The organism is Mesorhizobium sp. M1078 (genome assembly GCF_040318615.1).
Taxonomy (GTDB): domain Bacteria; phylum Pseudomonadota; class Alphaproteobacteria; order Rhizobiales; family Rhizobiaceae; genus Mesorhizobium.
Genome location: NZ_JAMYMP010000002.1, coordinates 253777 through 276545, shown reverse-complemented (window position 1 = coordinate 276545; position 22769 = coordinate 253777). Strand labels below are relative to the sequence as shown.

General features: G+C 63.4%; 16 protein-coding genes. 8 read left to right on the top strand and 8 right to left on the bottom strand.

What is annotated here, in order from left to right:
• Positions 1 to 71: 71 nt before the first annotated feature.
• Positions 72 to 2990, bottom strand: coding sequence for an Rne/Rng family ribonuclease (locus tag NKH38_RS05400; protein ID WP_352761439.1), 2919 nt, complete (start codon positions 2988 to 2990; stop codon positions 72 to 74).
• Between the two features lie 645 nt (positions 2991 to 3635).
• Between NKH38_RS05400 and NKH38_RS05395 the strand changes: the two genes are divergently transcribed.
• The 4 genes from NKH38_RS05395 to NKH38_RS05380 all read left to right on the top strand — a co-directional run bounded on the left by NKH38_RS05395 (position 3636) and on the right by NKH38_RS05380 (position 9361).
• A complete protein-coding gene (locus NKH38_RS05395; RefSeq protein WP_352761436.1) occupies positions 3636 to 4895 on the top strand; it encodes an N-acetylmuramoyl-L-alanine amidase in 1260 nt (419 codons plus the stop codon).
• A gap of 209 nt (positions 4896 to 5104) precedes the next feature.
• Entirely contained in the window at positions 5105 to 7561 is a 2457-nt protein-coding gene (locus tag NKH38_RS05390) for a penicillin-binding protein 1A (RefSeq protein ID WP_352761433.1), read from the top strand.
• A 130-nt stretch (positions 7562 to 7691) separates the two neighbouring features.
• Positions 7692 to 8823 (top strand): peptide chain release factor 2 gene (gene prfB / locus NKH38_RS05385; RefSeq protein WP_352761430.1). Its coding sequence is split into 2 segments (ribosomal slippage): positions 7692 to 7757 and positions 7759 to 8823, totalling 1131 coding nucleotides; the frame shifts between segments, so codons are not numbered across the junction.
• Between the two features lie 118 nt (positions 8824 to 8941).
• On the top strand, positions 8942 to 9361 hold the full coding sequence (locus NKH38_RS05380) for a GFA family protein (protein ID WP_352740084.1): 420 nt from the start codon (positions 8942 to 8944) through the stop codon (positions 9359 to 9361).
• 141 nt (positions 9362 to 9502) lie between these two features.
• Here NKH38_RS05380 and NKH38_RS05375 read toward each other — a convergent pair whose 3' ends face one another.
• Positions 9503 to 9883: a TerC family protein gene (locus NKH38_RS05375; protein ID WP_502905771.1), complete on the bottom strand. Its 381-nt coding sequence runs from the start codon at positions 9881 to 9883 to the stop codon at positions 9503 to 9505.
• Between the two features lie 257 nt (positions 9884 to 10140).
• Here NKH38_RS05375 and NKH38_RS05370 point away from each other — a divergent pair, with 257 nt between their 5' ends.
• From NKH38_RS05370 to NKH38_RS05360, 3 genes are all read left to right on the top strand, one after another.
• Complete coding sequence (locus NKH38_RS05370) at positions 10141 to 10782, top strand: ThuA domain-containing protein (RefSeq protein ID WP_352762574.1); 642 nt, start codon at positions 10141 to 10143, stop codon at positions 10780 to 10782.
• A 139-nt stretch (positions 10783 to 10921) separates the two neighbouring features.
• Positions 10922 to 12028, top strand: coding sequence for an OmpA family protein (locus tag NKH38_RS05365; RefSeq protein ID WP_352762571.1), 1107 nt, complete (start codon positions 10922 to 10924; stop codon positions 12026 to 12028).
• Between the two features lie 56 nt (positions 12029 to 12084).
• Positions 12085 to 13329: a caspase family protein gene (locus tag NKH38_RS05360; protein ID WP_352762638.1), complete on the top strand. Its 1245-nt coding sequence runs from the start codon at positions 12085 to 12087 to the stop codon at positions 13327 to 13329.
• 58 nt (positions 13330 to 13387) lie between these two features.
• Here the strand turns inward: NKH38_RS05360 and NKH38_RS05355 are convergent, their stop codons facing one another.
• Positions 13388 to 13951, bottom strand: a complete 564-nt coding sequence (locus NKH38_RS05355) for a DUF6931 family protein (RefSeq protein WP_023735648.1) — start codon at positions 13949 to 13951, stop codon at positions 13388 to 13390.
• Positions 13952 to 14180: 229 nt separating this feature from the next.
• Here NKH38_RS05355 and NKH38_RS05350 point away from each other — a divergent pair, with 229 nt between their 5' ends.
• Entirely contained in the window at positions 14181 to 14717 is a 537-nt protein-coding gene (locus NKH38_RS05350; protein ID WP_352762569.1) for an OmpA family protein, read from the top strand.
• 89 nt (positions 14718 to 14806) lie between these two features.
• On the opposite strand, the gene NKH38_RS05345 is transcribed toward NKH38_RS05350, so the two are convergent.
• From NKH38_RS05345 to NKH38_RS05325, 5 genes are all read right to left on the bottom strand, one after another.
• On the bottom strand, positions 14807 to 16420 hold the full coding sequence (locus NKH38_RS05345) for a caspase family protein (protein ID WP_352762567.1): 1614 nt from the start codon (positions 16418 to 16420) through the stop codon (positions 14807 to 14809).
• A 265-nt stretch (positions 16421 to 16685) separates the two neighbouring features.
• Positions 16686 to 19082, bottom strand: coding sequence for a M23 family metallopeptidase (locus tag NKH38_RS05340; RefSeq protein WP_352762565.1), 2397 nt, complete (start codon positions 19080 to 19082; stop codon positions 16686 to 16688).
• Positions 19079 to 19540, bottom strand: coding sequence for a DUF1036 domain-containing protein (locus NKH38_RS05335; RefSeq protein ID WP_023667922.1), 462 nt, complete (start codon positions 19538 to 19540; stop codon positions 19079 to 19081). Before NKH38_RS05335 ends, NKH38_RS05340 begins: the two co-directional genes overlap by 4 nt.
• Positions 19541 to 19551: 11 nt before the next feature.
• Positions 19552 to 21969, bottom strand: a complete 2418-nt coding sequence (locus NKH38_RS05330) for a serine/threonine-protein kinase (protein ID WP_352762562.1) — start codon at positions 21967 to 21969, stop codon at positions 19552 to 19554.
• Entirely contained in the window at positions 21966 to 22724 is a 759-nt protein-coding gene (locus NKH38_RS05325) for a PP2C family protein-serine/threonine phosphatase (protein WP_352762559.1), read from the bottom strand. Before NKH38_RS05325 ends, NKH38_RS05330 begins: the two co-directional genes overlap by 4 nt.
• Between the last annotated feature and the right edge of the window lie 45 nt (positions 22725 to 22769).

Genomic DNA, 22769 nt, shown 5'->3' with positions numbered 1-22769 from the left:
CAAAAATCCCGCGCCGTGGTTTGAACGGCGCGGGATTTTTGTCAGGAACCTATCTTAATCGGCTGAATAGCTTAGAAAAAGCCCTTCCGCTGCCACCAGCCGGCGCGCTTCGGCTTTTCCTCGGCCTTTGCCTCGTCGGCAACGCTGGAGGAAACCACCGGCACCGCGGAGGTATCCGCGGCCACGGCTTTGCGCCGTGACGGGCGAGCCTTGGCGGGCTCGTCGTCGACGGTCGTTTCCGTGGCGGCATCGGCCGCAGCGGGGGCGGCTGCTTCGACGGCAGCCTCCGGTGCAGCCTCGGCCGCCGTCTCATCGGCGACTTCCACCACAGCCTTCTTTGCCCTTGAAGCGCGCTTCTTCTTCGGCTTTTCGGCTGGAGCGTCGTCGTTCGCCGCGGCGGGAGCCGCTGCTTCTTCAACCGCTACGGCTGCTACGGGCTCGCTTGCGGCCGTTCCGACTTCAGCGGCCTCGGCCACCGAGGCGGTTTCGCCGGCTTCGGTCTCCGTGCCGTCTTCGCGACGATTGCGCTTGCCGCCGCGCTTGCCGCGACGGCGCTTCTTGCCCTGGGCGTCATCTGATGCTTCCATCGTTTCGACGGCGCCAACCTGGGCTTCGTCTTGCTGTGTTGCATCGTCATCGCCTGGTTCAGCGGCAAAGTCGTCGCTTGCCGCAGATACCGAAGCACCTTCGGCGCCATGCTCGCGATCGCCATGTTCGCGTTCGCGATCCTTGCCGCCGCGCCGCCTGCGGCGCTTGCGACGCTTGCGGTCGCGGCCTTCGCCGTCCTCAGCCGATCTCGGCTGCTGCTGCTGCGACTGCGGCTGCGCCTGGCGCGGCTGCTCGGCCTGTACCACAACCTCGTCGTCTTCCTCCTCGATGACGATCTCGTCCTCGGGCTCTTCCGGCTCGACATAGGCCGGGAAGGTTCGCGCTTCGACAAAGCCTTCCGGCTTTTCGGCAATGGCGCCGCGGAAGATCGCGTAATGCTGCACACCGACCGTATCATCGGCCTCGACGGTGATGGTCAAGCCAAAGCGGCTTTCGAGTTCCACCAGCGTGCCGCGCTTGTGGTTGAGCACATAGAGAGCGGTCGCCGCCGGGGTCCGCACCGTGATGTGGCTGCGCGAATCCTTGAGCAGGAATTCCTCGATCGCCCTCACCACCATCAGCGCCACCGACGAATCGGAGCGCACATGGCCGGTGCCGCCGCAATGCGGGCAGGGCTTCATGGTCGATTCCAGCACGCTGGCGCGGATGCGCTGGCGAGACATCTCCATCAGGCCGAAATGCGAGATGCGGCCGACCTGGATGCGGGCTCGGTCGTTCTTGAGGTGATCCTTCAGCCGCTTCTCGACGGAGCGGTTGTTGCGGTTCTCCTCCATGTCGATGAAGTCGATGACGATCAGGCCGGCGAGATCGCGCAGCCTCAATTGTCTGGCGACTTCTTCCGCCGCTTCAAGGTTGGTGTGGAGAGCGGTGTCCTCGATCGAGTGCTCCTTGGTGGAGCGGCCCGAATTGACGTCGATGGCGACCAGCGCCTCGGTCTGGTTGATGATGATGTAGCCGCCGCTCTTCAGCGTCACCTGCGGCTGCAGCATGCGGTCGAGCTGCGCCTCGATGCCGTTGCGCACGAAGATCGGCGTCGTGTCGCGGAACGGCTGAACCACCTTGGCGTGGCTCGGCATCAGCATGCGCATGAAATCCTTGGCCTCGCGGTAGCCTTCCTCGCCGGAGACAAGAATCTCGTCAATATCCTTGTTGTAGAGGTCGCGCACCGAGCGCTTGATCAGGCTGCCTTCCTCATAGACGAGGGCAGGGGCGGTGGACTGCAGCGTCAGATTGCGGACGTTTTCCCAAAGCCGCATCAGATATTCGTAGTCGCGCTTGATTTCCGCCTTGGTGCGGCTTTCGCCGGCGGTGCGCAGGATGACGCCCATGCCCTGCGGCACTTCGAGATCGGCAACGACCTCCTTGAGGCGCTTGCGGTCGACCGCACTGGTGATCTTGCGCGAAATGCCGCCGCCGCGTGCGGTGTTGGGCATCAGCACGGAATAGCGGCCGGCAAGCGACAGATAGGTGGTGAGTGCAGCGCCCTTGTTGCCGCGCTCTTCCTTGACCACCTGCACCAGCAGGATCTGCCGGCGCTTGATGACTTCCTGAATCTTGTACTGGCGGCGCACCGGCTTGCGGCGGCTGCGCACCTCTTCCAGCGCATCCTCGGCGCCTACGGATTCGATCTCGTGGTCGTCCGGATGCGAGGACTGCACCTCTTCCAGCATGCCGCGGTCATTGTCCTCGGAGGTGGCTTCGCCACTTGCCTCGCTGGACGACCTTTCGTCACCCGGCTCCGCCGCAGGGACAGCTTCGGAGATCACATCCGCTTCGACGCTTGCCGCGATCGATGTCGGGCCGCCTTCCGACGGTTCGGTCCCGGATGTCTCGGCGTCGGAGGCTTCGCTGTCGCCATGCCCGGCATGATCGTCATGCCCGCCGGTATTGGCCGCGGCATGCTCGGAAGCAGGCGCTTCGGAGACGGCATCGCTGCCGGCATCGCCATGTTCGCCGTTCTCATCATCGGCGCCGGCGTCGCGCTTGTGTTCGCCGCGCTCACGACCCTTGCCGCCGCGCCGGCGGCCGCGCCGGCCGCGATCGCGACTCTGGCGGTCGTCGCCGTCATTGTCCTCGTTCTCCTCGTCCTCGGCTTCCTGCGCTTCAGCGCGCAGCAAAGCCTGACGATCGGCGACCGGGATCTGGTAATAGTCGGGGTGAATTTCACTGAAGGCGAGGAAACCGTGACGGTTGCCGCCATATTCGACAAAGGCTGCCTGAAGGGAAGGTTCGACGCGCGTTACGCGGGCGAGATAGATGTTTCCTTTGAGCTGCTTCTTGTCCTGAGATTCAAAGTCGAATTCTTCAATACGGTTGCCGCGGATAACGACAACGCGTGTTTCCTCCGGGTGGGAGGCGTCTATCAGCATTTTGTTGGGCATTATTTCGTTTCCTCCCGGCAGCCGTCAGCCGCAGCTTGCGAGACAAAGCCCGCTGCTGCGTGTCTGGGATGTGGGTGCCGGATGTCTGAATGTCCGCCGGACGCCGCTTGAGCGCCATGGCGGTGCCGCCCGCAGCCACAATGGCGCGGTTTGATGCGGACCTTTCCATGATTGCGCTTGAAGCCATCGTCACCAGCAGAACCTTTTGAACCAAAGCCCGGACGAACCGGACCAGCTTGTTTGCTCATACAGAGCCGGCACGGGAACAAACCCGGCCGTTTTCCTCACGCAGGCGATTCCCCCGCCACGGGCGCACACCTGCGAAATTCGTCGCGATCACCTAAGCCTTTTCGCTGGAGCGAAAGGAGCCGCCTTTCATCTGACCTGTAGCAGGAAGCTGCGGGAGAAGCGGTTCCAGGATTGCAGTGATCCACCATCGCTTTTATGATTTGACGGGGTGGAAGGCAACCCCGATTTCGGATGCCGGCAAAAAGCAGTGCCGTAACGGAAGCACAGGCCTTAATCCTCGATGAAAAGGCTTGGTTAACCTTCTCTGGATACCAATCGTTAATCGAGTCTGCGGCCTGACCGGCATTTCGACCAACCACGGGCGCAAGGCGCCAAACCGGGAGCGACTGCAAAGAAATGGGACTGGCGGGCACCACAGACAAGGGCCATGGCCGTGCAGGCCGTTTCCTGCGCGCTGCCGGTGTGCTGTTGCTGCTGGCGCTTTGCCTTGCTTTTGCGCCGGTTTCACGCGCCGCCGATGCGCCACTCGGCGCCACCGCCTACAAGATGGCCGGCGACGCAACCAAGATGCGCATCGTCATCGATTTCGACCGCGAGCCCGACATCAAATGGTTCCTGCTGCGCGGCCCCAACCGGCTGGTCGTGGACCTGCCGCGCACCCGATTCGCCATTAGCGCGAAGGACGCCAAGGCCCGCGGCCTGGTCAAGGCGGTGCGTTATGGCGATCAGGGCGAGGGATCGCGGCTGATCCTGACCGGCAAGGGACCGTTCTCGGTCGACAAGCTCGACGTGCTCAAGAACGATGACGGCGCAGGCTATCGCATCGCCATCGACATGTCGGCAGCCTCCGACCGCGAGTTCGACGAAGCCCTTGCCAACCAGGCGCTGACCACTGGCTCGACCGTCTCCACCGACAAGGGCTCCAGGGTCGGCACAGGGCCGATCTCCAATCCCGGGCATCGCTTCACCATCGTCATCGATCCCGGCCATGGCGGCATCGACGGTGGCGCCGAAGGCCTCAACGGCACCATCGAGAAGAACGTGACGCTGGCCTTCGCCACCGAATTGCGCGACAAGCTCGCCGCCGTCGCCAACTACGACGTGTTCATGACGCGCGATACCGACGAGTTCCTGCGGCTCGATGACCGCGTGCGCATCGCCCGGCAGCACGAGGCCGACCTTTTGATCTCGATCCATGCCGACACGATCGGCGTCAAGGGTATCAGAGGCGCCACCGTCTATACCGTCTCCGACAAGGCGTCCGATCCGCAAGCGCAGGCGCTTGCCGACCGTGAAAACCTCTCCGACCAGTTCGCCGGCATGGTGATCAAGGACGACAACAAGGAAGTCACCGACATACTGATCGACCTGATCCGCCGCGAGACGCATAATTTCTCGATGAGCTTTGCCCACACTCTGGTCGGCCAGTTGTCCACCAGCGTCGGCCTGATCAATAATCCGCAGCGTTCGGCCGGCTTCAAAGTGCTGAAAGCGCCCGATGTGCCGTCGGTGCTGGTGGAACTTGGCTATCTCTCCAACGCCAAGGATGAAGCGCAACTGCTCGACGCCGACTGGCGCGGCAAGGCGGCGCAGAGCATCACCAACGCCGTCGCCCTGTTTGCCTCCGCCAAGATGGGAACGGGAACCGGAGGCTGAGATGGTCGCCGCCGCCCACAACCGGAGGCAGCGTTGCACGACGACAACACCAGGCGCTTTTATTTCAGGTGGGGGATGCCTAAACCGGGCACTGCCGTATTTTGCCCACATGGTGGCGACATGGGTTTTCACGGATCGGGACAGTTGCGAAGGCTTGCGCGAAAGGCGGCTTCGTCTAGGAAATTCCCGGACCTCGGACTGGAGCGGGCATGATTCGTCTTATCGGCTATTTCTTTGGTATCGGCACGACGCTGGCGCTTATCGTCGCCGCGGGCGTGGCGATATACATCAGCCATCTATCGAAAGACCTGCCCGACTACGAGGTTCTGGCCAAGTACGAGCCGCCGGTGACGACCCGCATCCATGCTTCCGACGGCTCGCTGATGGCCGAATATGCGCGCGAACGGCGGCTCTATCTGCCGATCCAGGCGGTTCCGGACCGGGTCAAGGCGGCGTTCCTGTCGGCCGAGGACAAGAATTTCTACAACCATCCCGGCATCGACATCACCGGGCTTGGCCGCGCCATCTACGTCAACCTGCAGAATCTGGGTTCGGGCAGGCGCCAGGTCGGCGCCTCGACCATCACCCAGCAGGTGGCGAAGAACTTCCTCTTGTCCTCGGACCAGACCTACGAGCGCAAGATCAAGGAGATGATCCTGGCCTTCCGCATCGAGCAGGCTTATTCGAAGGACCGCATCCTTGAGCTCTATCTCAACGAAATCTTCTTCGGTTTCGGCGCCTATGGCGTTGCGGGCGCGGCACTGACCTATTTCGACAAGTCGGTCAACGAACTCACGGTCGCGGAAGCCGCCTATCTGGCGTCGCTGCCGAAGGGGCCCAACAACTACCATCCCTTCAAGCATGCCGACCGCGCCATCGAGCGCCGCAACTGGGTCATCGAACAGATGGTCGAGAACGGCTACGTGACGCGCGAGGAAGGCGACAAGGCCAAGGCCGAGCCGCTCGGCGTGACGCCGCGTCGCAATGGCTCCTATTTGTTTGCGGGTGAATATTTCACCGAGGAAGTGCGCCGCCAGATCATCTCGCGCTATGGCGAGAACGCGCTCTATGAGGGCGGCCTTTCGGTGCGCACGACGCTCGATCCGAAGATCCAGCTCATCGCCCGCAAGTCGATGCAGAACGGCTTGCTCAAATACGACACGCTGCGCGGCTATCGCGGACCGGTGACGCATATCGATGCTTCCGGCGACTGGGGCGTGGCGCTGGGCAACGTCAAGGGGCTGGAAGACGTGCCGGAATGGTCGCTTGCCGTCGTGCTCGACAGCTCGGCGACCGGCCTTTCCATCGGCCTGCAGCCGACGCGGCAGATTTCGGGCGATATCGTCAAGGAACGCGTCGAAGGCGCCGTCAGCAAGGAAGACATGGGCTTTGCCATGCGCCATGTGGTCGATGGCAAGACGGTCAAGGCCAAGTCTCCGGCCGATGTACTGCAGCCCGGCGACGTCATCTTCGTGCAGAAGAACGAAGGGTCGGAAGGCGCCTACACGTTGCGCCAGGTGCCGGAAGTGGAGGGCGGCCTGATCGCCATGGATCCACATACCGGCCGCGTGCTGGCCATGGTCGGCGGCTTCTCCTATGCGCAGTCGGAGTTCAACCGCGCCACGCAGGCGATGCGCCAGCCGGGATCGTCCTTCAAGCCGATCGTCTATTCGGCCGCGCTCGACAATGGCTATACGCCGGCCTCGGTTATCATGGACGGACCGATCACCATCCAGAGCGGCAACACGACCTGGACGCCGAAGAACTATGACGGCACGGTGGCCGGCCCCGCGACCTTGCGCTCCGGTATCGAAAAGTCGCGCAATTTGATGACGGTGCGGCTCGCCAACGACATGGGAATGAAGCTGGTGGTGGAATATGCCGAGCGTTTCGGCGTCTACGACCATCTGGCGCCGTATCTGCCGATGGCGCTGGGTTCCGGCGAGACGACGGTGATGCGCATGGTGTCGGCCTATTCGATCATGGCCAATGGCGGCAAGTCGATCAAACCCTCGCTCATCGACCGCATCCAGGACCGCTACGGCAAGACCGTGTTCAAGCAGGACGAGCGCGGCTGCGAAGGTTGCAATGCGCCCGAATGGAACAACCAGCCCGAACCGGAACTGGTCGACAATTCCGAGCAGGTGCTCGATCCGATGACCGCCTACCAGATCACCTCGATGATGGAAGGCGTCGTCCAGCGCGGTACCGGCGCCACCATCGCCGAGCTTGGCCGCCACATCGCCGGCAAGACCGGAACGACCAATGACGAGAAGGACGCCTGGTTCATCGGCTATACGCCGAACCTCGTCGTCGGCCTTTACATGGGTTACGACACGCCGCGCGGTCTCGGCCATGGCGCCACTGGCGGCGGTCTGGCGGCACCTATCTTCAAGGACTTCATGCGCGTTGCGCTGGACGGCACGCCGAATGTCGACTTCAAGGTGCCGGAAGGCATGAACCTGGTCGCGATCAACCGCAAGACCGGCATGCGTGCCGCGTCGGGCGATCCCGGCACCATCATCGAAGCCTTCAAGCCCGGCACCGGCCCAGCCGACAGCTATTGGGTGATCGGCATGGGCGCCGACGGGTCCAACGGCGCCGGCGGACCGCTATCGCCGCAGGCTACGGAAGCCATCCAGGCACCCGGCGGCGGACTCTACTGACGACCTGATTTTTTACGTCGAGTGGGCTGGCTTGTTGAGCCGGCCCATTTCGCTTTACAGGCAGCAATGCCGTGCCTATGTATCGCGCCGACCCAAGCGCCACTTCAAAAACAGGACAGAACAACCAGCCATGCGCGCGGAAACGCAGAATATTGTCGACGAGATCAGGCAGGCGATCACCCTGCTGAGGAGGCATCTTTGACTGGGATCAGGCCATAAAGCGGCTTGAATACCTGAACGTGCGCGCCGAGGATTCCAGCCTCTGGAATGATCCGCTGGAAGCGCAAAAGCTGATGCGCGAGCGCCAAGGCCTCGAAGACGGGATCGCCGGCGTCAAAAGCCTGACTCAGGCGCTGGAAGACAATATCGGCCTGATCGAACTGGGTGAGGAAGAGGGCGACCAGAGCGTGATCGCCGAGGCGGAAGCAGCCCTCCGCTCGATGCAGGGCGAGGCCAAGGCCCGCCAGGTCGAGACGCTGCTGTCGGGCGAGGCCGACGCCAACGACACCTATCTCGAAGTCCATGCCGGCGCCGGCGGCACCGAGAGCCAGGACTGGGCCTCGATGCTTCTGCGCATGTACACGCGCTGGGCCGAGCGTCGCCGTTACAAGGTCGAAGTGCTGGAAGTCCATGACGGCGAAGAGGCCGGCATCAAGTCCGCCACGCTCCTGATCAAGGGCCACAATGCCTATGGCTGGCTGAAGACCGAGTCGGGCGTTCATCGCCTGGTCCGCATTTCACCCTATGACAGCAATGCGCGCCGCCACACGTCCTTCTCCAGCGTCTGGGTCTACCCGGTCGTCGATGACAGGATCGAGATCGACGTCTCGGAATCCGATGTACGCATCGACACCTACCGCTCATCCGGTTCGGGCGGCCAGCACGTCAACACCACGGACTCGGCGGTTCGCATCACCCATATCGCCACCGGCATCGCGGTTGCCTGCCAGGCCGAACGCTCGCAGCACAAGAACAAGGCGAAGGCCTGGGAAATGCTGCGCTCGCGCCTTTACGAGGAAGAGCTGAAGAAGCGCGAAGCGGTGGCCAATGCCACAGAAGCGTCGAAGAGCGACATCGGCTGGGGTCACCAGATTCGTTCCTATGTGCTGCAGCCCTACCAGTTGGTGAAGGACCTGCGCACCGGCGTCGAGAGCACCAGCCCGTCGAGCGTGCTCGACGGCGACCTCGACGACTTCATGGAAGCCTCGTTGTCGCAGCGCATCGAGGGCGGTGCCGGTGAAGCCGTGGCCGACCTCGACTAGGATATGTTCATATTCAGCTGAGGCCGGCCTGCGAATGGATGATACCTGCGCTTCCGCCACTTTCGACTCGGCTGACTTGAATAAGAACATCCCTTGGCGGGGGAGCGAAGGAGGAACCATGAGTCGCAGGCTCACCGGCAAATGCTTTTGCGGCACGGTTCAGTATGAAGTGGCGGACGAGTTCGTCTATGCCGCGATCTGCCATTGTTCGAACTGCCGGCGCACCACAGGTTCCGCCTTCAAGCCCTTCGCCGGCATCGAGCGCGAGAAACTTGCCCTTGCCGAAGGGCATCACGGGCTCATCCATTTCGGCGATGACAGCGGCCACGATGCGCATTGCAGCCGCTGCGGCTCGTTGCTGTATTCGCTGGTCCGCGACGGCGCCTATGTCCATGTCGCCATGGGCACGCTGGTCGACGATCCGACGATCCGGCCGACCGCGCACATCTTCGTCGGCTCCAAGGCGCCATGGTTCACCATCGCCGACGACTTGCCGCAATATGAAGGGCATGTGATCGCCGGTCCAGGCGACGTATAGGCTGGAACCACATACGGCCAATCCCGTTGTTTCGTTGCCCGTCTGCCGGGAGTTGAGCCTGGCCTTGGATCTCGTCAGTGGTTGCAGATAGCGGCGTAGATGTGCGGCCTCGCGCAGCAACTTCTTGCGCCGGCCAAGGAATCAGCCCAGCATCCGAGGGCTGGAAGAGAAAAAGCATTTATGGCCGGACGCGGCATATCTGCGACCTGCGGCTTCAGTGTCGACGTCCTCGCCGTCGCCGGCCGAGCGCAACTCCTGGAACATGTTCCAGCACACCCAGAACAAAAGCATGCCGCCGACCAGCATGATGCCCGGAATTTCAAGCAGCTGCACCGCGATCACCGCAAAGACGATGCGGATCACCGCCGCCGCGGCAATGCCGGCGACGATCGCCTTCTGCCGCAACGCCTTGGCAAGGCCTGCGGCCGCCATGCCGATCACCACGACATTGTCGCCAGACAGCACAAGGTTGATGGTGATGACTTCCAGATAGGCGGCGACAGTCGTCTGGTCGAAACTCATAGAGCGGTCTCCCCGGAAGGCTCCGGCTGGTTGCGGCGGATCGGACCGATGTCTGCGCAAACGCGAAGACAGCTGATTTGAGTGCAGCCCGGCATTGAAACAAGACGCCAGCGCGGCCAATCGGTCCTCATCCACGGAATTCATCGCCGGGTCGTGATTTCCGACCAGAAATGCCCGTCCCAGAATGCCCATCATGGAAGGGAAGACAAAAGCGTTCCGCTTGCCTATCAATATTGCCGACCAAAGGAGAGACGAGCATGAGCAAGACGGCACTGATTTTCTGGGGCGGATGGGAGGGTCACACGCCGGCCCGCAGCGCCGCTGTCATCAGCGAGATATTGACGGGGCATGGCTTCGAAGTGCGGATAGAAGAGGGCACATCGGCGCTCGCCGATCCGCAGCTCCCGGCCATCGATCTGATCGTGCCGGTGATCACCATGTCGACGATCGAGAAACCGGAGCTGCAAAACCTCACCGCCGCCGTCAGCGGCGGAACCGGCCTTGCCGGGTTCCACGGCACCATGGGCGACAGTTTTCGCAACGAGCCGGCCTATCAGTTCATGACCGGCGGCCAATGGGTCGCGCACCCCGGCGACATCATCCACTACCGTGTCGACATCATCAGCGACGATCCGATCGTCAGGGGTATCGAGGGTTTCGCCTACCATTCCGAGCAGTATTACATGCATGTCGACCCGAGCAACGAGGTGCTGGCGACGACGACGTTCAGCGGTGAGCATCTCGACTTCATCGACGGCGTCGTCATGCCCGTGGTCTGGAAGCGCCGCTACGGCAAGGGCCGCGTCTTCTTCAGCGCGCTCGGCCACACCGCGGATGAGTTTTCCGTCCCGCAAATGCGCACCATCTTCGAGCGTGGGGTGCTGTGGGCCAGCCGGTAACCGGGGCCTGTCCGAGCAAGCAACGGCGATATCACGCCTCCGCTACTCGCTAAGCCGCGGCTAACGCTCTATGCTGGCTGAGGTCACGGCGTTCGACCGCCGTCATCGCAACTGAAATGTGTTGTCACGGGGGACATGCATGTTCGGGGTCGTCGGATTAGTAAGGCATGGAAAGTCGTCGCAGCGCTGGCGTCCGCCCGCTCTGGTGGTCGTGGTGTTCGGTCTGTTGCTGCTTGCGCCGCAGGCGGCCAACGCGCAGCTGAACTGGACGCTCGATCCGGCGAATTCGACACTCACCTATCAATCGGTGAAGAAGAACACCATTGTCGAAACCAACAAGATCAGGAACCTCTCGGGCACGCTGACATCGGATGGCGCCGCCAAGGTCACGTTCGACCTCAACTCGGTCGACACCGGTATCGACCTTCGCAATGTCCGCATGCGCTTCCTGTTCTTCGAAACCTTCAAATTCCCGACGGCGGAAGTGACGGCGAAAGTCGATCCCGCCGCTTTTGCCGATCTCGCCACCAAACGGCGCATGAGCGCGCATATCCCGTTTCGCCTGAGCCTGCACGGCGTCGACAAGGACCTTGAGGCCAATGTCGTGGTCACCATGATCACCGACAGCATGGTGTCGATCGCCTCGGAGGCGCCGGTCGCCGTGCATGTCGAGGATTTCGGCCTGTTGCCCAACATCGAAAAACTCCAGCAGGCGGCCAATGTCAGCAGCATCGTCCCGACGGCTTCGGTGTCGTTCGACTTCGTCTTCGCCGCTGATGGCGCCAAGCCTGCGGCCACGCCTGCCATCGCGGCCGCAGCCCCAGCCGATGCCGGGCCGGTCGCCACAGATGCAGGCAAGACGTCCTTCAGCGACGATGAATGCCTGAACAGGTTCGAGGTGCTGTCGCGCACCGGCGCCGTCTATTTTCGCCCAGCCAGCGCTCGGCTCGATGAAAAGAGCCGCCCGCTGCTGGCCGAGGTGGTCGGCGTCGTCGGCAAATGTCCGAAACTGAAGGTCGAGGTTTCGGGCCATACCGATTCCGACGGCTCGCCGACGGCCAACAAGAACCTGTCGGAACGGCGCGCCAAGGCGGTCGCCGACGCGATCATCGCTGCGGGCATTCCATCGGCGCAGATCACGGCTTCCGGCTATGGCGAGGAAAAGCCGGTGGCGCCGAACGATACGCCGAAGAACAAGGCGCTGAACCGGCGGATCGAGTTCTCCGCCACGCCGCTCTCCAACTGAGCCGGTCCTTAACTGAGAAGGCCCGTCAACCGAAAAGGAATCCGGTGCGTTTGAACATGATTGCAAGTTGCGGCAACTTCATGCGCGGCATCGGCCTCGCCGTGCTGGCGCTTGCGTTGACCATGACCATTACCATGACCGCGGCCAGTGCCGAACGCCGCATCGCCCTGGTGCTCGGCAATTCCCATTACCGGAACGCGCCGGTGCTGCCCAATCCGGTGAACGATGCGCAGGCAATGTCCGATCGCCTGAAGGGCCTGGGCTTCGAAATCGTCTCCGGCCTCGATCTCACCAAGGCGCAGACGCAGGAAAAGATCGCGCAATTCGCCAGGCAGGTGCGTGGCGCCGATGTCGCGCTGTTCTTCTATGCCGGTCATGGCCTGCAGGTCTCGGGCAGGAATTACCTGCTGCCTGTCGATGCGGCGCTGGAGGACGAGACCTCGCTCGACTTCGAAGCCGTGCAGGTGGATTTCATCCTGCGGCAGATGGCGCGCGAGACCAGCATCAGGCTGGTGTTCCTCGACGCCTGCCGCGACAACCCGCTCGCCGATGTGCTTGCCAAGGAGACTGGCGGCGACAGCACGGCAAGCAGCGGCCTTGCCGAAATACCGATCGAGAATGGCGGCGCCGGCACGCTGGTCGCCTTCGCTGCCAATCCCAACCAGCTCGCCTATGACGGACCGGGCGAGCACTCGCCATTTTCGGCGGCGCTGCTTGCCCATATCGGCGAGGTCAACGTCTCGATCACCGAAGCGATGAACCGGGTTACGTCGGATGTGTTCAAGGCCACAGCCGGACGCCAGCAGCCCTGGGTCAACGTTTCGCTGACTACCGATGTCGTGCTTCACAAGGTCGATCTCAAGGCGCCGCTGATCGTCGGCGATTCCGGCGCGGCTGCGCCCGAAGGCGATACGCAGGCGCGCACCGGCGCGGCCGCCAACCCGCCGGGTACGGACGCCGGCGAGCAGGCGCTGGAACAGCTGCGTGAGGAAATTCCGAAGCTGGGCTCGGACGCGCCAGTCCTTTTCGACGTTCCGGTCAATTTCGGCGACCCGGCGATCGACGGCAAGAGCATCGCCCAGCTCATCCAGGGCAAGCCGCACTTCAGTCCGGTCGAGGGCCTGGAAAAGTCCGTCTGGGACAACCAGTGCAGCAACTGTCATCAATGGACCGAGGAGCGGCTGTGCGACCAGGCCAAGACCTACGTCACCAATGATGTCTCGGTGTTGCGCCTGCAACACCCGCTGGGCACGCGCTTCAAGGTGGCACTCGGCAAATGGGCGCAAAACGGCTGCAAATGAGACCGCCAACAATGGGTTGGATCAGATTTCAATGAAATCTCATCACGATCCAGAGCAATCAGGCTCGGCGCAGCGCCTCGGTTTCGGCCAGATGGATGCCCATCTCGACAAAGGCGGTGAGCACGGAGAAACGGTCCGCCACCGCAACCCGCGCCAGTCCGGCCAGTATGCCGGCATTGACTGCATGCGCAGCCGGCAGCGGCCGCAGCCTCGACCCGTTGGTCTGCGGCGTCAGGCCATTGATGTGCCGTTGCGCCGCTAGCGCGATCCAGCCGGCAGGCGTGTGCTGCTGCGTCATCGCCGCCCCGGCGACAGCCTCCCGGCGGGTTGCATTGTTGGGGTCGCCGACCCACTCCTGGATCAGTGCCAGCGTTGCGAGGTCCTGCTCTTCGAGCAGCTCGGTCAGATGCCCCAGGCACTCATGGCCCCACCAGATTGCGGCCCGGTCAGGCAGGAGATAGGCGCAAAAGGTAATCGCTTCCTCCGGGATGCGCCCGGCCATCAGCCGGCGGCAGAACTCGAGCGAGGGTTGGTCGGTCGGAACAGCCGTCATGTCCCGGGCGACAGCCGTGTTCGCGGCGAAGAGATCGCGTGCGGTCTGGAATCGAAGCCCGTTGACCATCGCTGCTGTTATCCTCCCCCAGCCCTCACTCAACCCGCCTGCGAGGCGCGGGTCAAGTCTGTCGACCACCACATGTCCATGACGTTGTTCACAGACAAACGCCTCACGGTTTGGTATATTCCACAGCCGACCGTGATCTCGACAGATCATTGTCGAACAGGAAGAGTTGGCCCGGATCCATGGATCGGGCCTGAGTGAAAATCGGATGCTCGAAACGGGAGTAACCGTTATGCAGCGGCACATTTTAGTCTTGGCATTGGCGACCGTGCTTTTCTCGACTCACGTCTATGCCGACCCACTTCAGAAATCGGAAGACATTGTGAAGTTCTTTGCCGGCGCGATCGATCACGGCGCGGCACGCGGGATTTGTGTCGGCACCGAGGACGAGTGCAAGAGCAAGACCGGCCAGAAAGAAAAGCCTCCGGAGAAGACCGGCCTCGATATGCTGATCAATTTCAGCCTGGATTCGTCCGAACTCGACGCCAAGGCGCGCAGCGAACTCGACGAATTCGCCAAGGCGCTGAAGGACGATCGGCTGAGCAAGCTGTCCTTCGTCGTCGAAGGCTATACCGACGCATCCGGCTCGGCGACCTACAATGAGGGGCTGTCGCAGCGCAGGGCGCAGTCGGTCACCGCCTTCCTCGAATCCAACGGCATCGAATCCACCCGCATCAAGGCGGTCGGTCTCGGCGAGGCCAATCCACGCAATCCCGATCCCTACGATCCCGTCAACCGGCGGGTCGAGATGCGGATCAAGGCGCAGTAGCGTCTTTCGAGGCACGCCTCTCTGTAGGTTTACCAACAACGCCGCGCGTCCAACGGACACGCGGCGTTGTTGTTGTTCGATGTGATCGATCAGTTCTTGAGCACGCCGCCGACCGCTACGCCGGTGCCGAAGATCAGCGCCTTGGTCAGGAAATCATTATTGTCCCGCGGCGGCGGCTCATCCTCGCGCACGACCTCGCGGTTGCGCCTTTTCTGCACGAACTGCTGTTGTCGGCGCGGCTTCTGGGCGTACTGCTTCTTGCGTGGCTTTTCCGCCACCGGCTTCAGCGTGCGGACCTTCTGCACCACCTGTTTTCTCGGCTTGTCCACGCCGGCCTGGTCGGCCTCATGCTTGGCACGCACGGCCTCCCTCATCGGATCCGTCTGGATGATCAGAAACGCCAGCTGCTCGCGCGTCAGGAAGGTGGTCGGAGGCAGCCCGTTCCCCTCTTGCCAGTCGCCGATCGCTTGCCGGGTCTTGGCGCCGATATTGCCGTCAACGCGGCCAAGCTCGTTGCCCAGCGCCTCGACGCGCAATTGCAGGTCGATGCGGCCCTGGCGATCGAGACCGATCGCGTTCTCCGTCGCCTCGGTGCCCAGCACCTTCTTCATGTCGTCCGAAATGCCTACCGAGGTGCGCACGGCAGAACCCGAGTTCGCTTCTTCGGCAGCAAGCGCGGCGACGTCCCGTTCCTGGGCTTTCGGATCGTTCAGCGCATCGATGTTGAGCCGCGCCACCGTGGCGAAGCGGCCATTCGGGAACTGTTCGAGATAGGCTTCGTAGAATGGCGCGGTGTTGCGCTTCGAGGCCTCGTCCCAAAGCCGCTGCTCGACCTCCCACGAAGGCGGTTCGCTGGTGACGAGAGTGGGGGCGGGCGCTGTCGCGGCGTTCGCGTCGTCGGCGGCCGGTTTTGCCACCGGCACGGCTTCGGCGGCCGGTTTGCCAAGGAAAACCTCGCGGCCCAGCGATGCGTTGTGCCATGGCCGCTGGCGGCCTTGCGTGGTCTCGGCCACTTCGCCGCGCACCCGCGTCAGCGCACTCTGGATCTCGACGCCGGGTTCGGTCAGGTGCCGGGCGAGCGCGGTCGAGTAGGGGCTGTCGACGCCGTTGCCGTCAAAGGCGATGGCGCCCGGGTCGGTGGCATAGGCAATCAGGATGCCGCCGGTGCCGACGCCCTCTGATTTAGGGTCGATCGGCGCCAGGCCGGTGCCCAGCGCGGTGGAGCGGGTCTTCGGCATCGCGGCCGCCAGTGTGCGTGCCAGCGGATTGTCGCGGCAGGCATCGAGGATGATGACGCCGACCGCCGGGTCGGGTGGCAATGCGGCCATGAAGTCGTCGATCTGGACGGTGCGGGTCTTGAGATAGGCAGGTGACGTCAGTTCGGCGTCGACCGGGATCAAAAAGTTCTTGCCGTCGACCTGCATGCCGTGGCCGGCATAGAAAATGACGGCGAGGTCGGCATCGTAGGACTGCTCGGTGAATTTGCTGATCAGGCTGTGCATGCCGGCATTGTCCTGGTCGACGCCCTCGATCACCTCGAAGCCGGCATTGCGCAGCGTCGATGCGATGAGATGCGCGTCATTGGCCGGATTGGGCAATTCGACGGCATGGACGTATTTGCTGTTGCCGATGACCAGCGCGACGCGTTTGACGCCACCGGCATCCGGCGCCGCCGCCTGGACGGTGCCAAGCGCGGTCAGCATTAACAGAAAAAATCCGCTCAAAAGGACGGCAAACGCTTTCATGGGATCGGCCCTCCGCCCCAATGGGGCGCGTTATTGATGGCTGCGCATGCTAAATTTCACCAGCGACTGTATCGCTTCTGCCAAAATGGCTGTTGGGCGTATGTGATCCCAGCCACAGTTTTGGTTCACAAGGACCCAAAAACCTTCCCAAATATCCGCAAACATACCATTCGCCGGCCTCAGAACCAATCGGCTTGGCGAAAGCCGGGGCGAACTGCCAGCTCTAGCCCGGCTCAAGAGTATTTTGGATCGAGCCGACCAGTGCCGTTATCGCCTGCTTGTATTTTTCGAACTCCGGCGATGTCTGGCGGACTTCCGTCGTCGTCTGCTGGCCCGCATCGGTGGTGGCGGGCGTCGGCAATTTGCGGCCCATCTTCCGTTCCGCCCAGTCGACGACGTAGCTGGCGGTCTTGCCGGCAAGAAACGGGTTGGCCTGGATAACGGACGAGCCGAGCACGGCGCTCAACTGCGCCGATCCCGGCGACGCCAGCACCTGATGTGCGCCTTCCATGCCGAGGAAATGGCAGAGATAGAGCCGGCCGGCGGTAATCTGATGGCCGCGCGCCTTGAGATAGGCTTCGCCCTCGCGCGCCAGATTGCGCACCATCTCACGCGAGATGGTGGCGTCGTAGCGCAAAGCGAGCAGGTCTGCGGTCGACAGCGAGCGCGCCAGTTCGGGACGATAGGTGTTCATCATCCGGATCCAGGTCTTGGATATGAACTGGCCGGCGCCTGTCGCCGAAGACAGCGGGTTCTTGGCCCGCGCGCTACCGCCCGATTCGACGTGGACGATACGGTCGGTCAGGGTTTCGACGGCGGGATCGCTGGAAGTGACGGCGATTGCAGCGGTCACTGTTCCGAGCGGATCGATCGCCTGACCGCTTTGATAGAGTTCGAAATGCAAATGTGGCCCGGTCGACAGGCCGGTGGTGCCGATATAGCCGACGATGTCGCCGGCCTTCACCTTGGTGCCGACACCGCTGGCAATGGCGAATTTCGACATATGCGCGTAGCGCGTCTCGCGGCCGCCGCCATGGGCGATCTTGACCACATTGCCGTAGCCGCCGCCGTCGCCCTGGAAGATGATCTCGCCGTCGAAGGCTGCGGCGATCGGGGTCCCCACGGGTGCTGCCCAGTCGACGCCTTTGTGGATGCGAACAACGCCCAGGATCGGATGCTTGCGTGGCCCGAAGGTCGACGTCATGACACCGTTGACCGGCGTCACCATGCCATTGGCCACCGTCAGCGAGCGCACCTGGTCATCGCCCGAGACGCAGGAAAACTGGCCGTCGCTCTGCTGGAAAACGAAACAATCCAAGCTCTTTTGCGTGCCTTGGATACCGACATAGAGCACCCGTCCGTCGGTCTCGTTCTTGCCGCGCGGCGTCTGCGAATAGATCAGCACAAGACGCTGGTCCTCGCTGGCGAAAGCATCCAGATCCTGTCCCCGCGACAGATACATGATGGCTTCGCCGATGATGCCGCTCGGCACATTGTTGCGGGCAGCCGTCGAATAGATCGCGTCGAGCAGGCGGTATTGCCGTTTCTGCGTGCCTTCGGTCTCGGCGCCCGAATAATTGAACAGGTCCTCGCGCACCCAGGGGTCGACGCCCGACACGAAGGCGCCGGCCGCGTTGCGTGTCAGCGTGCCGACAAAGACGTTCCTGGCGTAGATCGAGACCTGCATCAGCGACATCGTCGTGGTCTCGCGCGTCGGCCTGAAGCCGCGCATCGCCACGACATAACCAGGCTGCAGGCCGTCCTTGTCGAACAGCGCCTTCAGCCTCTCGCCGGCAAGCTTTGCGTCGTCGGCGGAAAAATGCGCATCGAGCGCCACGCTGTCCAGGCTGCGGTCGTTGAGGATTTTCACGAAAATGTCCTGGGTCGCCTCGAAGCGCTGGTATTCCGAGCTGACGGTGGCAACGCTGGTGTTGTTTTCGACCGGTGTCTTCTGAAAGGCGGGGAGTGCTGCTTCGCCCTCATCGATGGTCTCGCCCCAGCCGGCCTCGGGGTCATCGGCCGCCGCCGATGCACCCGGAGCGACCTGCGGGTCAGGAGCTGGGCCGGAGGCCGCCGGAGCCCCGTCCGCGCCGGGCGATGGTTGAAGATCGTTCTGCAGGTCATTCTGCGGATCGTTGGGTTCGGCGGGTGGCGCGACCGCGGTCTTCCGCTGCGCCTGGAAGAAGGCGAAATCCTCTTGCGTCGAGGGGATCGTCGTCATGAATTTTTCGCTGGCGCTCAGCATCACGTCGGAGAGAACCATGATCTGAGGGGAGATGCCGGCCTGGTCGAGCTCCGTCGGGCGCGGCATCTCGCGGCTCTTCGCGGCGCCGGCCTCCGGCGCCAGTGTGATCCACATCGGGTCGCCGGCAAGGTCGATGATGGCCGGCACGTAGACCGATGCGTCGGCCGGCACGTCGTCCGAGCCTTCGACGGCATGCAGTTCCTCGTCCTCGTCGCCGAACGACCAGTAGTCGGCGGTAAGATAGAAGCCGGTGGCAATCGCGGCGAGGACGATTGTCGCCAGGCCAGCCGCCAGCCCGAGCCAGATCCTGCGCCTGCGCAGCGCGGCGCGCGCCTGCTTCTTTGCCTTGAAGCTGGTGTCGATGCTGTGCGTCACGGTGCGCTTCCGGTCAGGAAGAAGGTCCAGCGCACCTGTTCCTGCGTGTCGACTTCGAGAAACTTCGCCGCGATATGGCCGCGCTGCCAACATTCATCGATGCCGCGGATCGAGAACCGCCGCCGCTCGATGCACATGTCGGTGGAGCCTGCCAGAATGGCGTGGCCGAAGACATCCGTCGCGTAGATGTAGATGTAGCGGTTGGTCAGCTCCTCGCGAATGACGTTGACGCATTGATTGGCGCCGATGGTCCACCAGCCATCGGTCTGGTCGGCATCGTCGACCTTCTGGCCGACGGCAAGATTGACGACGTCGAGCGTCTGGTTGCAGACGGTGAATTCGGCGCGCGCCTGCCCGGTGGAAAGAAGCGCCAGCAACAGCGTCGCGACCGCGCTCGCGGCGAGCTTCACGCGCACGTTCCGGGCAAGCAGGACGGGATCTCGGCGACGGCGTTGCATCGGCGTCGGTGCTAGCCGCCGAGGCGGAAGTATTTGGCGGTCGCCGAAAATGCCGAACTCCTGGCGCCGATCTCGTCAAGGATCCTGGGCAACAGCACCGAGGCCGGCGTCGGCGTTGTGAAGTCCGCCGCCTTTATGTCCTGCGGCCCGGTGATCACCATGATGATCTGCGGCAACGCCTTGCCTGCCGCCTTGTCGGCGGCGCCGAGCCCGATCGGGATCGAGAAGGTCGCCTTGTCGGCTTGTACGACAACATGGTCGTCGAGGTTGAAGGCGATGCCCCTGTGGTCGATCAGGAACACGCTCGACACCAGCCCGCCATGCGTCACCAGCGTGCCGTCGATCGGCGAGCCGTCCGGCACCGATGTCTGGTCGAGGACAAGCTGCGGCCTGTCGGCCGTGCTCGCGCCCATGAAACGCAGGAAGCCGGTGATCCCGCATTGCGGGGGCTGGATAAGGCGGACGCTGATATCCGGCTCGACATGGAACTTCGCCTGGAATTCCCCAAGCAACTGTTCGAAGGGTGGCACCGACGTGCCGAAGCCCTCGATCGCGACACCCTTGTCGGCGGCCGACGTCACCGTCGCAAAAAAACAGTCACCACCATTGAAGGCGCGTACCCAGGTGACCCGCTCCGCGGCCGCATCGGCCGGTGGCGGCACCTCCGGCTTGGGCACGTTCATGGCAATGTCGGGCTCTGCCGGCTTGTCGGCCTGCTCGCCGCTGGCAATATCGGGCTGGCTCGGCTTAGGCTCCGCGGTCGGTTCAGGCGCCTGCATGTCCGGCTTGGGCTCCTGCGCGGTCGGTTCAGGCGCCTGCGCCTTGGGCTCGGGCGCTTGAGCGGTGGGTTGCGGCGTCGGTGCTGTGGGTTTGGGGGCCTCGGCCGTCGCTTCAGGTGTTTGCGTGGCTGGCTCTGGGGCTGTCGCCTTGGGCTCTACCGGCGTGCTGACAGGCTCCGGGTTCTTCGCGGCATCGGGCTTCGACGGGCCGGATGGCGGTTGCAGCGCGACGGTCTTGTCGGTCGGTTCGGCCGGCTGCGGGGCCGTAGCGCTCGACGCGACTGGTGGCGTCGGCTGCGGCTCGACCGGCGCTTTGGCCTGATCTTCAGCCGCAGTCTCCGCTGGTTGCGTCTTTGGCACCGTCTTCTCGACCGGCGCAGTGTCCGGAACGGGCTTGTCAGCGACGATCGGCTTTGTCAGTTCGGGTTGGAGCGGCTTGCCGGTGTCGGTGAGGCGAGGCCGGTCTCCGAATCCCACGATACCCGATGCATAGAGCCCTCCAAGCGATACCACGGCCACCGCCGACAGCACCGCGATCGTCAGATTTCTGCCTGTAGTAGCACGCTTCGGCGGTGTGCTTGCTCGTCTGGGAGTTTCAGCAGCCGGTTTCGGCTGCGACAGGTGCGCTGGGCGCACGTGCGGCACGAAAGACGGCTCCGCCGTGCCGCTTGGCGGGGCCGAACCGAAGCCTTGGGCCGGCGAGTCCCCGATCTTCGAGACAGGCCCTGCGGTCTGCCCGGTTCGCGGCAGACCGGGCCGGGGCGCGAGCGATGCCGGCGGCAAGGTCGCGTCGCTGTCGTCGCGCGTCAACCGGGCGATTTCGGCCATGCTGGCCGGTCGATCATCCGGGTCAGGCTGCAGCATCGCTTCGACGATGTCCTTGAAATCGGCATCGATGCCGGAGAGATCAGGGACGGTCCGCCGTTTTTCGACGATCTCGTATTGCGAGCCGCCCATATCGATCGGCTTGCCGCGCAGCGCCGCCGCCAGCACCAGCCCCAGGCTGTAGATGTCGGACTGTTCGCTGACCTCGCCGCCATAGAGCCCGAGCTGCTCGGGGGAGACGTAATTGTATTTTCCGGCAAACTTGCCGCCGATCAGCGTCTCGCCACCGACCGCGGCCGATCGCGCAATGCCGAAATCGATGATCTTTGCCCGCTCGACCCGGCCGCCCGGCAGGATGATGTTGTCGGGCGACAGATCGCGGTGGATGGCGCCGGCCTGGTGCACGGCGCTCAGGCCCGAGGCCAGCCGGTGGCACAGTTTGCGCACATCCGGAGTCGCCATCGCCCCGCCGCGCATGACGTCGTACAGCGACTGGCCGTCGACGAATTCCATCGCCAGATAGGGCCGCCCGATGCCGGGATCTATGGTGAAGACGTGGTAGCGCACGACCGCGTCATGCGACAGATGGTTGAGGATCGAGGCTTCCTTGCGAAACAGCGACAGGATCGTCTGATCGCGGGCGAATTCCGGCAGCACGATCTTGATCGCGACATGATCGCCGGTCTGGATGTTGTGGCCGCGATAGACTTCGCCCATGCCGCCCGACGCGATGCGTTCGTCGAGCTCGTAGATGCCGCTGAGCTGCGTGCCGACGCTGGTATCCGCCATGTTGGGCAATAGCCGGGTCTTGTCGTCGGAGCTCATCGGTCGCGGCCTTCTGCTCGGGACAGGCCATTGCCTTTGTCTCTGATCTTGACCAGAACGATGGTGACGTTGTCCGTGCCGCCGCGCTCAAGCACCATGGAAAGCAGCTTTTCGCAGGCAGCCTGCGGCGCTGCCGAGAGCACTGCTGCCGCAATTTCCGCGTCGCTGACATGCGCCGTCAGGCCGTCCGTGCTGAGGATGAAAATGTCGCCGGCAAGGGTCTCTCCCTGCTGGAAGTCGATGGCGATTTCGTCGTTGACGCCGATGGCGCGGGTGATGACGTTGCGGCGCGGCCAGTTCTCCGCTTCGGCCGCGCTGATCGCGCCGCTGTCGAGCAGTTCCTGGACCTCGGTGTGGTCGCGCGAAATCTGCGCGATCGCGGCGTTGCGCACGAGATAGACGCGGCTGTCGCCCGACCACAGGCAGGCGAACCTGCCGTCCATGGCCAGCAGTGCGGCAACGGTGGAGCCGATGGTCACGCCGCGTGAGCGCGAAATCCGGCGAATCTCGGCATGCGCCCGGTTCAGCCGATCCTCAAAGCGGGCGCGCAGATCCGGCGCCGAACTGGCGATGCCGATCGTCGCCAGATGCTCGACAATGCTTGCCGAAGCGACTTCTCCGGCCTCGTGCCCGCCCATGCCGTCGGCCACCACCCAGAGGCCGATCCGCGGCTCGACCAGGAAGCTGTCCTCATTGTGGTCACGCACGCAGCCCTTGTGGCTCACGCCGTAGCTCTCAAAGGCGGCATCGTTCACTTGCCTACGCTCCGCAACGCCTTGGCCGACGTGCCTGGCCAGTCT